This window comes from Arthrobacter sp. SO3 (assembly GCF_020532825.1).
Lineage (GTDB): Bacteria > Actinomycetota > Actinomycetes > Actinomycetales > Micrococcaceae > Arthrobacter.
The window spans coordinates 17,296-30,148 of record NZ_MQTS01000245.1 but is presented as its reverse complement, the minus strand read 5'-3'; the positions used below and the strand labels follow the sequence as shown (position 1 = coordinate 30,148).

The 12,853-nt window shown below is 67.7% G+C and carries 14 protein-coding genes; 8 read left to right on the top strand and 6 right to left on the bottom strand.

Translation table 11 applies throughout. The features are described 5' to 3' along the window. Nucleotides 1-30 precede the first annotated feature (30 nt). Both BJQ90_RS21925 and BJQ90_RS21920 read right to left on the bottom strand, forming a co-directional pair. Complete coding sequence (locus BJQ90_RS21925) at nucleotides 31-912, bottom strand: glutamate ABC transporter substrate-binding protein (protein WP_226762289.1); 882 nt, start codon at nucleotides 910-912, stop codon at nucleotides 31-33. Nucleotides 913-988: 76 nt separating this feature from the next. After that, nucleotides 989-1,744 carry an amino acid ABC transporter ATP-binding protein gene (locus tag BJQ90_RS21920; protein WP_226762288.1) on the bottom strand — a complete coding sequence of 252 codons (756 nt, stop codon included), beginning with the start codon at nucleotides 1,742-1,744 and terminating at the stop codon, nucleotides 989-991. Nucleotides 1,745-1,949: 205 nt separating this feature from the next. On the opposite strand from BJQ90_RS21920, the gene BJQ90_RS21915 reads away from it, so the two are divergent. The 4 genes from BJQ90_RS21915 (at nucleotide 1,950) to BJQ90_RS21900 (ending at nucleotide 5,124) form a co-directional block, all read left to right on the top strand. Beyond that, the gene (locus tag BJQ90_RS21915; RefSeq protein ID WP_226762287.1) at nucleotides 1,950-2,900 is read left to right on the top strand and encodes a TIGR00730 family Rossman fold protein; all 951 of its coding nucleotides are present in this window, start codon (nucleotides 1,950-1,952) and stop codon (nucleotides 2,898-2,900) included. Between the two features lie 50 nt (nucleotides 2,901-2,950). Continuing rightward, nucleotides 2,951-3,313: a DivIVA domain-containing protein gene (locus BJQ90_RS21910; RefSeq protein ID WP_226762286.1), complete on the top strand. Its 363-nt coding sequence runs from the start codon at nucleotides 2,951-2,953 to the stop codon at nucleotides 3,311-3,313. 92 nt (nucleotides 3,314-3,405) lie between these two features. After that, the gene (locus BJQ90_RS21905; protein ID WP_226762299.1) at nucleotides 3,406-4,722 is read left to right on the top strand and encodes a hypothetical protein; all 1,317 of its coding nucleotides are present in this window, start codon (nucleotides 3,406-3,408) and stop codon (nucleotides 4,720-4,722) included. 234 nt (nucleotides 4,723-4,956) lie between these two features. Beyond that, nucleotides 4,957-5,124: a DUF3117 domain-containing protein gene (locus BJQ90_RS21900; protein WP_069949162.1), complete on the top strand. Its 168-nt coding sequence runs from the start codon at nucleotides 4,957-4,959 to the stop codon at nucleotides 5,122-5,124. 119 nt (nucleotides 5,125-5,243) lie between these two features. On the opposite strand, the gene BJQ90_RS21895 is transcribed toward BJQ90_RS21900, so the two are convergent. After that, complete coding sequence (locus tag BJQ90_RS21895) at nucleotides 5,244-5,876, bottom strand: O-methyltransferase (protein WP_226762285.1); 633 nt, start codon at nucleotides 5,874-5,876, stop codon at nucleotides 5,244-5,246. A 337-nt stretch (nucleotides 5,877-6,213) separates the two neighbouring features. Between BJQ90_RS21895 and sigE the strand changes: the two genes are divergently transcribed. The 3 genes from sigE to BJQ90_RS21880 all read left to right on the top strand — a co-directional run bounded on the left by sigE (nucleotide 6,214) and on the right by BJQ90_RS21880 (nucleotide 8,470). Continuing rightward, on the top strand, nucleotides 6,214-6,849 hold the full coding sequence (sigE, locus tag BJQ90_RS21890; protein WP_226762284.1) for an RNA polymerase sigma factor SigE: 636 nt from the start codon (nucleotides 6,214-6,216) through the stop codon (nucleotides 6,847-6,849). A gap of 8 nt (nucleotides 6,850-6,857) precedes the next feature. Beyond that, nucleotides 6,858-7,994 carry an anti-sigma factor gene (locus BJQ90_RS21885; RefSeq protein WP_226762283.1) on the top strand — a complete coding sequence of 379 codons (1,137 nt, stop codon included), beginning with the start codon at nucleotides 6,858-6,860 and terminating at the stop codon, nucleotides 7,992-7,994. Nucleotides 7,995-8,074: 80 nt separating this feature from the next. Then, nucleotides 8,075-8,470, top strand: a complete 396-nt coding sequence (locus BJQ90_RS21880) for a Sec-independent protein translocase TatB (RefSeq protein WP_226762282.1) — start codon at nucleotides 8,075-8,077, stop codon at nucleotides 8,468-8,470. On the opposite strand, the gene BJQ90_RS21875 is transcribed toward BJQ90_RS21880, so the two are convergent. Genes BJQ90_RS21875 through BJQ90_RS21865 form a run of 3 tightly spaced genes read right to left on the bottom strand, consistent with a single transcriptional unit; the run spans nucleotide 8,467 to nucleotide 11,733 of the window. Continuing rightward, complete coding sequence (locus BJQ90_RS21875; protein WP_226762281.1) at nucleotides 8,467-9,666, bottom strand: Mrp/NBP35 family ATP-binding protein; 1,200 nt, start codon at nucleotides 9,664-9,666, stop codon at nucleotides 8,467-8,469. The two genes, BJQ90_RS21880 and BJQ90_RS21875, sit on opposite strands and share 4 nt — an antisense overlap. An 11-nt stretch (nucleotides 9,667-9,677) precedes the next feature. After that, nucleotides 9,678-10,469, bottom strand: a complete 792-nt coding sequence (locus BJQ90_RS21870; protein WP_226762280.1) for a DUF1003 domain-containing protein — start codon at nucleotides 10,467-10,469, stop codon at nucleotides 9,678-9,680. After that, nucleotides 10,450-11,733, bottom strand: a complete 1,284-nt coding sequence (locus BJQ90_RS21865; RefSeq protein ID WP_226762279.1) for a magnesium transporter MgtE N-terminal domain-containing protein — start codon at nucleotides 11,731-11,733, stop codon at nucleotides 10,450-10,452. Before BJQ90_RS21865 ends, BJQ90_RS21870 begins: the two co-directional genes overlap by 20 nt. A 77-nt stretch (nucleotides 11,734-11,810) precedes the next feature. Between BJQ90_RS21865 and BJQ90_RS21860 the strand changes: the two genes are divergently transcribed. Continuing rightward, nucleotides 11,811-12,731: a general stress protein gene (locus BJQ90_RS21860; protein ID WP_226762278.1), complete on the top strand. Its 921-nt coding sequence runs from the start codon at nucleotides 11,811-11,813 to the stop codon at nucleotides 12,729-12,731. The last annotated feature ends 122 nt before the right edge of the window (nucleotides 12,732-12,853 follow it).

Below are 12,853 nucleotides of genomic sequence, written 5' to 3'. Positions count from 1 at the left end.
GGCACGGGCCCCGGCAACCGCCACACCTGGCTAGTAGCGGTCGATCGTGGGAAGCTCGGGCGCAGTCTTGATGACCGTTCCGGCGGTGTCTTCCCAGGCCTTCTTGTAGGACCCGTCCTTGGCGAAAGCTTCCAGCTGGTCGTTGATCCAGTTGCGGAAGACGGTGTCGTCCTTCTTCAGGCCAATGCCGTAGGGCTCCTTGGTGAAGGTCTGGTCCGATGCCAGCTTGAAGGCGTCCGGTTCCTTGGCCACGAAGCCGGCGAGGATCACGTTGTCGGTGGTGATCGCTTCAACCTGCTTGTTGCGAAGCGGCTCGAGGCAGGCGGAGTAGGTCGCGGCCGGAACCAGGATTGCTCCGTACTTCTCCACGATCGTCGCGGCGGGCGTTGACCCGGTCACGGAGCAGACATTCTTGCCCTTGACGTCTTCGGGCTTGGTGATGGACGTGTTGTCCTTGTTCACCATGAGGGCCTGACCGGCCTCGTAGTACGGGCCGGCGAAGGAAACTTCGGCCTTGCGCTTGTCATTGATCGTGTAGGTCGCCACGATGATGTCAACGTCGCCGTTCTTGATGAACTGCTCACGGTTTGCGGAAACCGTTTCTTTCCATTCGATCTTGTCGGCCGGGATACCCAGCTTGCCGGCAATCAGCTTGCCCATTTCCACGTCAAACCCGACAGGCTTGCCGTCGAGGCCCTTCTGGCCGAACAGCGGCTGGTCGAACTTGGTGCCGATGACGATCTTGCCGGCGGATGAAAGCTTGGCCATGGTGGTGTCGGCAGCAAAGCTCGGCTTCTCGGCGACAGGCGGGTTTGAAGTGGAGGTGCTGCCGCCGCAGGCGCTCAGGCTGAGGGCCAGAGCTGTGGACGCGGCAACCAGAAGGGATTTCCTTCGGGTCATAAATGCCTTCATGACATTCCTTTCATTGGACGGCCGCCTCGCGGCGGCCAGGGTGCGAACTCGGAGGGAACTCAGTGGGGGAGGGAACTCAGTGGGTCAGCAGCTTGGAGAGGAAGTCTTTGGCGCGGCTGCTCTTGGGGTTGGTGAAGAACTCTTCAGGCGTGGCGTCCTCGACGATCTGGCCGTCGGCCATAAAGACCACGCGGTCCGCGGCCTTGCGGGCGAAGCCCATCTCGTGTGTCACCACGATCATGGTCATGCCTTCCTTGGCCAGCTGGATCATCACGTCGAGGACTTCGTTGATCATTTCCGGGTCCAGGGCGGAGGTGGGCTCATCGAAGAGCATGACCTTCGGCTTCATGGCCAGGGCGCGGGCAATCGCTACACGCTGCTGCTGTCCGCCGGACAGCTGGGCCGGAAGCTTGGGCGCCTGGTGCCCGACGCCGACGCGCTCCAGCAGGGCCATGGCGTCCTTGTCTGCCTCGGTCTTCGAAAGTCCCTTGACTTTGATGGGGCCAAGAGTGACGTTTTCAAGGATCGTCTTGTGGGCAAAGAGGTTGAACGACTGGAAGACCATGCCGACGTCGGCGCGCAGCTTGGCGAGTTCCTTGCCCTCCTCGGGCAGCACCTTGCCGTCGATCTTGATCACCCCGTCGTCGATGGTCTCGAGGCGGTTGATGGCCCGGCAAAGCGTTGACTTGCCGGAACCCGACGGCCCGATGACAACAACGACCTCGCCCTTGCGGACATTGAGGTTGATGTCCTTCAGGACGTGCAACTGGCCGTAATGCTTATTGACGGCGTTCAGGGAGACGAGCGCGTCGCCGGGCACTTGAGTAGTCATAAGAAGAATCTAGCGAACATTGCCGGGATATGACGCCAATCACTCACACTTCCGGAAGATCGTGATTCAAGAGATACCTGCAGGTCAGCCTGCTTGAGGCGGATTCCGGTAGCCTGCGGGGCTGGAGGGCGGATCCGGCCCCGGCGGCCCCAATCCCGTGCTGTGCCGGACCGGCGCAGGCGGATTTCCGCGCTAACCTGTGGGCATGAGTACCGATCCGCAGCACAACGGAGACCCGGCCCAAGCCGGCGCAGCCGCCGGAAAGACCGCCGCAACAACCGCCGCTACAACCGCCGGAAAGGCGCCCGCGCAGACGGCAGTTGAACCCAGCGACACGCCGCCCCCGGGCGGGATCCGGCACAAGGGTCCCTTGGAGCTGCGGCGCAAGGCCGCCAAGGTCACGATGTCTGACCGGACCCTGCTGGACACGAAGGGGCCGGGCCAGTTTGTCCACACCGACCCGTGGCGTGTTCTGAGGATCCAGAGCGAGTTCGTGGAAGGCTTTGGCGCCCTGGCCGACCTGGGCCCGGCGGTCAGCGTCTTCGGCTCGGCCCGGACCGTGCCCGGCAGCTTAAACTACGAACTTGCTGTCGAGGTGGGCCGCCAGCTGGCCGAAGCCGGGCTGGCTGTGATCACCGGCGGCGGTCCCGGCTCGATGGAGGCTGCCAACAAGGGCGCAGTGCAGGGCAACGGGGTGTCGGTGGGACTCGGCATCGAACTGCCCTTCGAGCAGGGCATGAACCAGTGGGTGGACCTGGGGGTCAACTTCCGTTATTTCTTCGCCCGCAAGACCATGTTCGTGAAGTACGCCCAGGGGTTCATCGTGCTGCCCGGCGGCCTCGGGACGCTGGACGAACTCTTCGAAGCGATGGTCCTGGTCCAGACCCGGAAGGTGACGTCCTTTCCGATTGTGCTGGTGGGAACGGCGTTCTGGAGCCCGATGGTGGAATGGATCCAGACCACGCTGGTCGCCGAAGGGATGATGTCCGAGGAGGACCTGGACCTGCTGCAGGTCGTGGACGACCCCGCGCTCGCCGTGGAGCTCGTGGTGGAAGGCGCCGCACGGCACCGGAACCCCAACGGCAGCACCACCGGCAACGGATCAGTAAACGGCAGCGGGTCCGGAACCGGCGACGCCGGCGGCACGCGGGGCTGACCGGCCCCGAAGCGCCATCCGGGCACGCCGTCGTCTGGCACGATGGGGGAGTGAGCTTCTTCCTGGTCTTCCTTGCGATTGCGCTGGCCGGCGCCGCTTTCCTCCTCGGCACCGGCAGGGCGTCGAAAGTCTTCCGCGGCAGACGCGGGGGTGACGACGGCGCGGCGCAGGCCCTCGATGACGGCTTCGACCAGCCGGTTGCCAACCTCCCGCCCGTGCTGCTGCCCGCCGAGGCGGAACCGTCCGACGTCGACCGTCTCCGGTTCGCTGTGGGACTGCGGGGATACCGGATGGACCAGGTGGACCAAGTGCTGGACGACTTGCGGGAACAGCTCTCAGCCAAGGACCGGAAAATCGCGGCCCTTGGGACGGAACTGGGACGCCTGCGCGATGTTCCGGAGCAGGCTCCGTGAGCAGTGAGCACCCCTCTGCCCGAGCGCCGGAAACGGTGCAGCGGCAAAACCGGCCGGGCGCGGAAGGCGGCGCCGGCGCCCCCGGCGGCCCCATGCCGCGGGGCGCCACCGGAGCGGCCCGGAATGCCGTCGCAACAGCCGGAGCCCGGGTGGCCCGCTGGCCCTGGTGGGTCCAGGTGGGCGGACTCTACGCCGCCGCGCGGCTGATCAGTGCCTGCATCTTCATGGCAGCCGCCCTGCATCAGGGCGTCAACCCCTGGTTTCCCGCCAAACCGGACTACTGGTCCTTCGTCAATATCTGGGATGCACGCTGGTACGGCGAGGTCCTCCGGAACGGCTACCCGGCGGTCCTCCCCACCGACGGGGCCGGAAACGTCCAGGAAAATGCCTGGGCGTTCTATGCCCTCTTTCCCATCCTGGGCCGCGTGGTCGCCGGCCTGACCGGAATGGACCCGGCGTTCACGCTGACGCTCATCGCGATGGTGTGCGGTCTGGGTGCGGCGCTGGTCATCTACAAACTCTTCAGGCACCGGGCCCCGCACCGCACCGCGCTGTGGGGAACGGTGTTCGTCTCCACCTTTCCGGTCTCGCCGGTGCTCCAGGTGCCCTACGCCGAGTCCCTGAACCTGCTCCTGCTGGCAGCTGCCCTGCTGCTGGTGCTGGAACGCCGGTACCTGTGGGCCATGCCCGTCGTCGCGCTGATGTGTTTGTCCCGGCCGACCGGCGTGCCGTTCGCGGCGATGGTCGGGCTGCTGTTCCTCCGCCGGGCGTGGCAGTACTTCGCGGCGGCCCGCAGCGCAGCCCTCAGCACGGACCGCAGCACGGCTTCCGGCCCCGCATCACAGGGCACCGCGGCGGTGGGCCCCGCCGGTCAGTCCGGCGCCGCGCCGCACGGCGGCAGCCAGCTCTGGTCGCTCGCCGGGCTGACAGTGGTCAGCGGGGCCGGCGCGCTGATGTGGCCGGCCATCGCCTGGGCCGTCACGGGGGATATCCAGGCCTATACCAAGACCGAAACCGTCTGGCGCGGCCACGACCTGGTGCCGTTCAAACCCTGGTTCGACACCGGCGTCCTGCTCTTCGGACCGGTCCTGGGCCTCCTGGCGCCCTTCGTCTTCGTTGCGCTGTTCGCCTGGTTCATGATGTCCCGCCCGGTGCGGGCGCTGGGCACGGAACTGCGGCTGTGGTGCGCCTGCTATCTGGGCTACCTGCTGCTGTTCCTGCACCCCCAGACCAGCACCTTCCGGATGCTGCTTCCGCTCTTCCCGCTGGCTCTCAGCGCGGCCCTGATCTCACGGTCCCGCGCATACCGGGGCGCGGTGGTCCTCATGTTCCTGCTGCTGCAGATTGTCTGGATCGTCTGGTTGTGGGCGTGGGCGCCGTTGCCCGGCGGAGGCGACTATCCGCCGTGATGCGCTTCACCTTTCGCGGCTCCCGGCCCGGCATGACACGGCGCGGCGGAAAGTCCAACGATTAGCTACAGCCGCGTTGTTACGCGATAATAGATGGTAAGCAAGGACAAGAAGCAAACTGACTATATGGCCCTGATGGCTCTGTCATCAATGGTCGCCGGCAGCTTGATTGACTAAGCGGACGCAGCCCGGCCGGGCTGGTATGTCACTGGACTAATGAAGGGGATATTCCTTATGGCGGCTATGAAACCACGCACCGGCGACGGCCCGATGGAAGTGACCAAAGAAGGACGAAGCTTGATCATGCGTGTCCCGCTTGAAGGCGGCGGACGGCTCGTGGTCGAACTCAATTCTGCCGAAGCCACCAACTTGAAGGAATGCCTCGTCGGCGTTACCGAATAGCAGTACTCAACTTTTCGACAGAGGGCGGGCTCTGCAGCCGGACGGCTGCGGACCCCGCCCTCTTTTGCGATCCGGCTTTTCGCGATCCGCCGGCCGGGGTGCCTGAGGCCTGCGGAAGCCTATTTCTTGACGGCGACCAGCAGGCCGTCGCCGGTGGGCAGCATGGCTGACGCGAGGCGCTCGTCGTCACGGATGGACTTGCCCACCTGGCGCAGGATCACCGTGGTGGCCTCGCGAGCGGCCGGGTTGGCGACTTTGTCCTTATCGAGAGCATCGTTGACGATCAGCAGGCCGCCGGTCTTGAGCAGACGGACGGCCTGTTCCACGTAGCCGGGGTAGTTCGGCTTGTCGGCGTCAATGAAGACGAGGTCGTAGGCGCCGTCCGTCAGCCGGGGGAGGACGTCGCGGGCCCGGCCGGAAATGGTTCGCGTGCGGTTGGCCGGGCTGCCGGCTTCCTGAAACGCTTCCCGGGCGGCTTTCAGGTGCTCGACGTCGACATCGATCGTGGTCAGTACCGCGTGCGGACCCAGGCCCCGCAGGATGCAGACGCCGGAGACGCCCGCCCCGGTGCCGATTTCGACCGCGGTCTGGGCCTTGGACGCGGCGGCCAGGACCGTCAGGACGGCTCCGACGCCCGGGCCCACCGGGGTGACGCCCAGTTCGAACGACCGTTCGCGCGCGTGCAACAGGACCTCGTCCTCGGCAGGCAGATCTTCTGCGTAGGACCAGCTCGTGGACTTATCGGCGCTCATGGAATTCGCTTTCTGGGCGGCAGGGGATTGTTCACTCCAGCCTACTGTGTCCGGTGCTACGCGGCCGGGAGGCGCCCCCGCTCCGGCCGTTATGGCGTCCACACGGGTCCTTGCCGGAACGGACCGGCTCTTCCCTGCCCCGGGCCCGATGCCACGGCGCCGGCAGCCGGTTGCGCCGTGGGCTGAAGGACCCCCGGCGTCAGGAAATTCCCAGCTTATTTTGAAATGATGGATATCCGCTCATCCGCGTGGTGATCGGCGCCGAATCAAGGATGCAGGAGCTTGCAGCCGCAAGCACCGTCCACGGCGTAAGCACCATCCACGAGGGGAGCGGACAATGTCGGTTTTGGCAGCTGTCCCTGCAACTGAAGAGTCCCAGCCCGCGGCGGAAGCCGAATGGGTCCGGCCCACCTGGGAGGAAGTGGTGACCAACCACTCCGCGAAGGTGTACCGCCTCGCGTACCGGCTCACCGGGAACAAGTACGACGCCGAGGACCTCACCCAGGAAGTGTTCGTCCGCGTGTTCCGCTCGCTCGAGAACTTCAAGCCGGGCACCCTGGACGGCTGGCTGCACCGTATCACCACCAACCTCTTCCTGGACCAGGCGCGGCGCAAGAGCCGGATCCGCTTCGACGCCCTGGCCGACGACGCGGAGTCCCGCTTGCCCGGACGCGAGCCGGGACCGGAGCAGAGCTTCGAATTCAACAATCTTGACGTCGATGTGCAGGCCGCCCTCGAAGAGCTTCCCCCGGATTTCCGCGCCGCCGTCGTCCTCTGCGACCTCGAAGGGCTGTCCTACGACGAGGTGGCCGTCGCCCTGGGCATCAAACTCGGAACAGTCCGTTCCCGGATCCACCGCGGCCGGACCATGCTTCGGGAGAAGCTGGCGCACCGCGATCCGCGGCCGCAGCAGCCGGCTAAGTCCTCGCTGAAGCCGCGGCTGAAGCTGCCGCGCATCGCCGGTCTGCTCTGAACCAGGCGATGCGTCTGCTGCAACGCCTGCTGCGCGGCCCGCACGAACGGCGGGGCCGGCACCTGCAATCGTGCGCGGAATGCCGGCTTCAGCAGCGACGCGAACGCCAGTACCTGGAACGGCTGCGCGGCGCTGAAATCCCGACGGCCAGCAGTGACCTGACCGCGCGCCTGCTGGCACGCACCGAGGAACTCGCCCGCCGGGAACCGCCGCCCCCGCCGCGGCCGGTGGCCCGCCGCCTCCCTCTGGCGCTCCGGGCAGCCGTGCTCGTGACCGGCGGCGCGGCAGCCGCCGCGGCGCTGCTTGGCTTATCGGCCTACCTGATGGGCGGGGATGACGCCCCGCAGGCGGGCGGAGCGCCTGCCCCGGTCTTCCTGCAGCGGGACCTCTCCATGTCCGCGGCGGCCACCGTCGAGGAGGGGGCCGGGACGCCCGCCGCCTGGAGCCTCACCGGCAAACCTGACTTCACGCCGGACGGGGCCCTCACAGCCGCGCAGCTCACCACCCTGCGCTCCCAGGGCTGGACCTGCCCGGAGCTCCGTGAGCTCGGATACCACCTGGTCTGGGCCAGGGCAGGGGTGCTGGCCGGCGGGGACATCCTCGAGCTGCGTCTCACCGACGGCCGGGATTCCGCCACCATCCTCGAACAGCACGCTGACGTCCCCCGGCAGTCCGGCACTGCAGGTGCCGGGCCCCAGCCCGCCCCGGCGGTCCCGGTCAACGTGCTCACGGGCCACCCCGCGACGTCGGACGGCTTCACCGCAGCGCCGGACCGCCGCCCCGCGGCGGGCGGCCCAGCGGGGGCTGGCCGCGGGAGCCTGTGGATCAACCACGATTCCCCGTTCGCCGCCATTTACCAGGCGGGCGATGCCACCTTCACCTATGTCTCGGATCAGCCCGCGGAACACGCGGCCGACGCCGTGGCAGCCCTGCTCCGGTCCCGACCCGCGGACGCGGGGGGAGCCGGTGACGGGGAGGCCGCAAAGCCGGGAACAGCCGACGGCCCGGGAACAGCCGGCGGCCCGGGAACAGCCAGCGGCCCGGGGGCGCCCGGCGGGGCCGGGGCAGGGTCCGACGCCGGGCCCAACATCACCGTGCGGCTGGAGCGCGGACTGGGCAGGATCGTGGAGTTGCTGGCCCCGTGACCGGCGGAACCGTCGAGGGCGCGGCCCGTGTGTCGCGGCCGAATCGTCCCGGCCCCGATTGAGAGGGTAATCTTCCTACAGTGCTTGGAATCAATGGACCGGAATTCGTACTTTTGCTGATCATCGGCCTTCTGGTGATTGGTCCCAGCAGGCTGCCCGAATACACCCAGAAACTTGCCAACATCGTCAAGGAAGTGCGCCGGATGGCGTCCGGGGCCCGGGAGCAGATCAAAGACGAAGTCGGCATCGACATCGATGACGTCGACTGGAAGAAGTACGATCCCCGGCAGTACGATCCGCGCAGGATCATCAAGGAAGCCCTGCTGGACGATGACACCAAGCCCGTCAGCGCGGGTGCTCCGGCCGCGGTCGCCACCGTGGCGGCCGCCACCGCGGCTGCGGAGCGCCGGCCGGCCCGGGCAGTGGAGCGTCTCCCGGACGGCGAGCCGGCACCCTTCGACTCCGAGGCTACCTAGCGGGGCTGCAGGCCCAGGGGCTTTCCCCGCAACCCGCGCGGCACCGAGGCGAGCTTCCCGGCGATCTCCAGCAGTGCCACGGCCGCCGGGGTTTCGGGACGGCCCAGCACCAGGGGGACCCCGGCGTCGCCGCCTTCCCGCAGCAGGATGTCGAGCGGGATCTGTCCGAGCAGCGGGACATCGGTGCCCACTGTGGCGGTCAGCCGTTCGGCGAGCACTGCGCCGCCGCCACTTCCGAACAGCTCCATCCGGCCGCCGTCGGGCATTTCCAGGTAGGACATGTTCTCCACGACGCCGGCGACGCTCTGGCCGGTCTGGGTCGCAATGGCCCCGGCCCGCTCGGCGACGTCGGCGGCCGCAGCCTGGGGCGTGGTCACCACGAGGATCCGGGCCTGCGGCAGCAGCTGGGCCACGGAGATGGCGATGTCGCCGGTACCGGGCGGCAGGTCCAGGAAGAGGGCGTCGAGATCGCCGAAGTAGACGTCGGTGAGGAACTGCTCCAGGGCCCGGTGCAGCATGGGGCCGCGCCAGGCCACCGGCTGGTTGCCGGTGACGAACATTCCGATGGAAATGACTTTGACCCCGTAGGCGACCGGCGGCAGGATCATGTCATCCACTCGGGTGGGGGCCTGGCTGATGCCCATCAGTGCCGGGACGGAGAAGCCGTAGACGTCCGCGTCCACAATCCCCACCCGCAGCCCCTGGGCGGCCAGGGCGCAGGCGAGGTTCACTGTCACGGAGGACTTGCCCACACCGCCCTTGCCGCTTGCGACGGCGTACACCCTGGTCAGGGAGCCGGGTTCGTTGAACGGGATGCCGCGCCTGCCGCCGGCGCCGCGGAGCTGCTCCTTGAGGGCGTCGCGCTGCTCCTGTGTCATGACCTTCAGTTCGACCTCGACGCCGGTGACCCCGGGGACCGCGGTCAGCGCAGCCTCGCAGTCGGCGGTGATGGTGCCGCGCAGCGGGCAGCCGGCAATGGTCAGGAGCACCGCAACCCGGACCCGGCCGCCGTCGGAAACCTCCACCGTGTCCACCATGCCGAGTTCCGTGATCGGACGGCGGAGTTCGGGATCAATCACGGTGGCGAGCGCGGCGTGCACCGCACGTTCCACGGCGGAGGTGCGCTCGGTGGTGCTGTCGGCGGAGGTGCCCTCGGCGGTGCCGTCCTCGGTGGTGCTGTCGTGGGGAGGGTTCATGCTGTGGCTGCTCAGTTCTCGGGGGACGCCGGAAGCGCCGGTGTGCCGGCGCTGTCCGGTCCGGCGCCTTGCAGCGTGTCCGGTGGAGTGGTGTCGGCCTTCTTGTTCGGCCTGGGGTCGTTCTTGCTGTCGGACTTGACCCGGGCGATCTGCTGGGTCCGGGGGCTCCGCTGCTTGTCGCGGCGGTCCTTGAACTTTTCCTTGATCTTGTCCCGCGGGGACTCGTGGACGCCGGCAGAGGGGTCGTGGGTGCGCAGTTCCTCCTGCGCTTCCAGCATGTCCTCGAGCAGGCTGCGCAGTTCGGCCCGGACGTAATCGCGGGTGGCGACTTCCCGCAGGGCGATCCGCAGCGAGGCGAGCTCCCGGGTCAGGTATTCGGTGTCGGAGAGGTTGCGTTCCGCGCGCTGGCGGTCCTGCTGGAGGGAGACGCGGTCACGGTCGTCCTGCCGGTTCTGGGCAAGGAGCAGCAGCGGTGCGGCGTAGGAGGCCTGCAGCGAGAGCATCAGGGTCAGCAGGGTGTAACCGAGGGCCCGCGAGTCGAACTGCCACTCCACCGGGGCGAAGGTGTTCCAGCCCAGCCAGATGACCACGAAGACCGTCATATAGACCAGGAACTGCGGCGTGCCCATGAAGCGGGCGAAGCCTTCCGTGGTCTGGCCGAAGGCGTCCGGGTTGGGCGAGAACTTCGGCAGGATACGCTGGCGGCCGCTCAGGGGTGTGTCGAGGCTGCCTTTGTCCGATTTGCCGCCCGGCCGGACCTGGGGGTTCCGTGGTGCGCTGTTATCAGCCAATGCGGCCTCCAAGCTTCCTTATCGGGACATCGTCCTCGTGGGCGCGCCAGTCATCGGGCAGCAGATGATCCAGCACATCGTCAACAGTCACCGCCCCCACAAGCCGACCGTCGCTGTTGACGACGGGGAGCGAGTTGAGGTTGTACGTGGCCAGCGTGCGGGCCACCTCGCTGATGTGGGCCTGGTCCGACACCGGCTCCAGGGTCTTGTCCACGAGGTTGCCCAGCGGTTCGGGCGGCGGGTAGCGCAGCAGCTGCTGGATGTGCACGACGCCGAGGAAACGGCCCGTGGGCGTCTCCAGCGGAGGCCGGGCTATGAAGATGGACGATGCCAGGGCGGGGGAGAGCTCTTCGCGGCGGACATGGGCCAGGGCTTCGGCGACGGTGGCTTCCGGCGGCAGGATGACCGGGACCGGGGTCATCAGGCCGCCGGCGGTGTCCTCGTCGTATTCGAGCAGCCGGCGGACGTCGTCGGCGCCTTCGGGTTCCATCAGCTGGAGCAGTTCTTCGGCCTGGGCGGTGGGCAGTTCGGCGAGGAGGTCGGCGGCGTCGTCCGGGTCCATTTCCTCCAGCACGTCCGCTGCACGGTTGACGTCCAGGGCGGAGAGGATCTCCACCTGGTCGCCTTCGGGCATCTCCTGCAGGACATCGGCGAGGCGTTCGTCCTGGAGCTCGCTGGCGACCTCGAAGCGGCGCTTGTCGCTCATCTCCTGCAGGGCCTCGGCGAAGTCGGCAGGTTTGAGGTCCTCGTGGGTCGCGACGAACTGGGTGGCGGCCTGGGGTTCGGTGCGGGCGCCCTGCTGGGCGTCGGCCCAGTCGATGATCATCGTCTCGTTGCGGCGCAGCCTGCTCAGCGGCGAGAGGGAGTGCCCGCGGCGGACAAAGAGCTTGCTGACAAACCAGTCGCCGGAGCGGTGCCTGTCCATCGCGATGTCCTCGATGGTGGCGTCCCCGCTGCCGTCGGCGAGCGTCACGCGGCGGTCGAACATTTCGGCCACCACGAGGGTTTCGGCGCCGCGCTGCTCGAAGCGGCGCAGGTTCACCAGCCCGGTGCAGATGATCTGGGTCTGGTCGATCGACGTGATCCGGGTCATCGGGACGAAGACCCGCTTTTTCCCGGGGACCTCCACGACGATGCCCACCACATGCGGGGCGCTCCGGGTCCCGCGGGAGAGCACGACGACGTCGCGCAGCCGGCCGAGGCGGTCGCCCAGTGGGTCGAAGACGTCAAGGCCGAGGAGGCGCGCAACAAACACCCGCGATAGATTTGTGCTCACCAGTACAGGCTACCGAGTCCGCTCTCTTTTAGCTGAATTTACAGCCGGTGCCCAGCCGGATAGGTAAGAATGGTCGTATGTCAAACATTTTTGGTGCTCCCAGGGCTGGCGCCCCCAACGGCCCGGACGAGGCCCGCAGTGTCCCCAAGGGCGACACCGTTGGTTCCTACACCTCCTACCTGGACGCCCAGAAGGCGGTGGACTACCTCGCCGACCAGCAATTTCCGGTGCAGATGGTCTCGATCGTCGGTAACGACCTGAAGATGGTAGAGCGGGTGACCGGCAGGCTGACCTACCCCCGGGTGGCGCTCTCGGGGGCGCTGAGCGGCATGTGGTTCGGCCTGTTCGTCGGCATCATGCTCTCCTTCTTCTCCACGACCGACGGCGCCTTCTCGATCATGACGTCGGTGCTCATGGGTGCGGCGTTCTTTATGCTCTTCGGCATTGTCACGTACGCCATGCAGCGGGGGAAGCGCGACTTCACCTCCACAAGCCAGGTGGTGGCGACCAACTACGACGTCGTTGTTTCCTTCGAAGCGGCGAACGAGGCGCGGCGGCTGCTGCACCAGCTTCCGATGACCCAGCACGACGCCTCGGCGTCCGGCGGGACGGCCGGCTACTCCCAGCGCGACTACCAGCACCAGCCCTACCAGCCGGGTCCGGAGCAGGGAGCCCAGCAGCCGGGCCAGCAGGGCCATGCCCCGCAGCGCCCCGCGGCCTGGAACGACCCGTACGGCCAGCGGACCCCCGAAACCGGCGGACAGGAGCCCGGTGCGGGGCAGCCCGGCCAGCCGGCCGCAGGCCAGCACGCAGAGCCTGGCCAGCACGCAGAGCCGGCCCAGCCGGCAGGGCAGGCCCACACCGCAGCGGAGACGGAAGAGGTCCCCAAGCCGGCCGGGTTCGCCTACCCGGACCTGCCGGACGGCCGCCCGCAGTACGGGGTTCGCGTCACCGACGCGCCCAAGCAGGATCCCGACCAGGGCAACCCGCGCCACTGAACGGCAACGCAGAAGGCCTCCGACCGGATGATCCGGTCGGAGGCCTTCTGCGTTTCACCTTATGCGTCTCAGCTGCGGCGCGTGAGCTTCTGCGTGACTGCGGCAGTGCGGGCCGGGACCAC

Excerpts from the sequence above, each read along its gene's own strand:
- BJQ90_RS21925 (WP_226762289.1), bottom strand. The coding sequence starts at position 912 with ATGAAGGCATTTATGACCCGAAGGAAATCCCTTCTGGTTGCCGCGTCC.
- BJQ90_RS21920 (WP_226762288.1), bottom strand. The coding sequence starts at position 1,744 with ATGACTACTCAAGTGCCCGGCGACGCGCTCGTCTCCCTGAACGCCGTC.
- BJQ90_RS21915 (WP_226762287.1), top strand. The coding sequence starts at position 1,950 with ATGAGTACCGATCCGCAGCACAACGGAGACCCGGCCCAAGCCGGCGCA.
- BJQ90_RS21905 (WP_226762299.1), top strand. The coding sequence starts at position 3,406 with ATGCCGCGGGGCGCCACCGGAGCGGCCCGGAATGCCGTCGCAACAGCC.
- BJQ90_RS21900 (WP_069949162.1), top strand. The coding sequence starts at position 4,957 with ATGGCGGCTATGAAACCACGCACCGGCGACGGCCCGATGGAAGTGACC.
- BJQ90_RS21895 (WP_226762285.1), bottom strand. The coding sequence starts at position 5,876 with ATGAGCGCCGATAAGTCCACGAGCTGGTCCTACGCAGAAGATCTGCCT.
- sigE (WP_226762284.1), top strand. The coding sequence starts at position 6,214 with ATGTCGGTTTTGGCAGCTGTCCCTGCAACTGAAGAGTCCCAGCCCGCG.
- BJQ90_RS21885 (WP_226762283.1), top strand. The coding sequence starts at position 6,858 with ATGCGTCTGCTGCAACGCCTGCTGCGCGGCCCGCACGAACGGCGGGGC.
- BJQ90_RS21875 (WP_226762281.1), bottom strand. The coding sequence starts at position 9,666 with ATGAACCCTCCCCACGACAGCACCACCGAGGACGGCACCGCCGAGGGC.
- BJQ90_RS21860 (WP_226762278.1), top strand. The coding sequence starts at position 11,811 with ATGTCAAACATTTTTGGTGCTCCCAGGGCTGGCGCCCCCAACGGCCCG.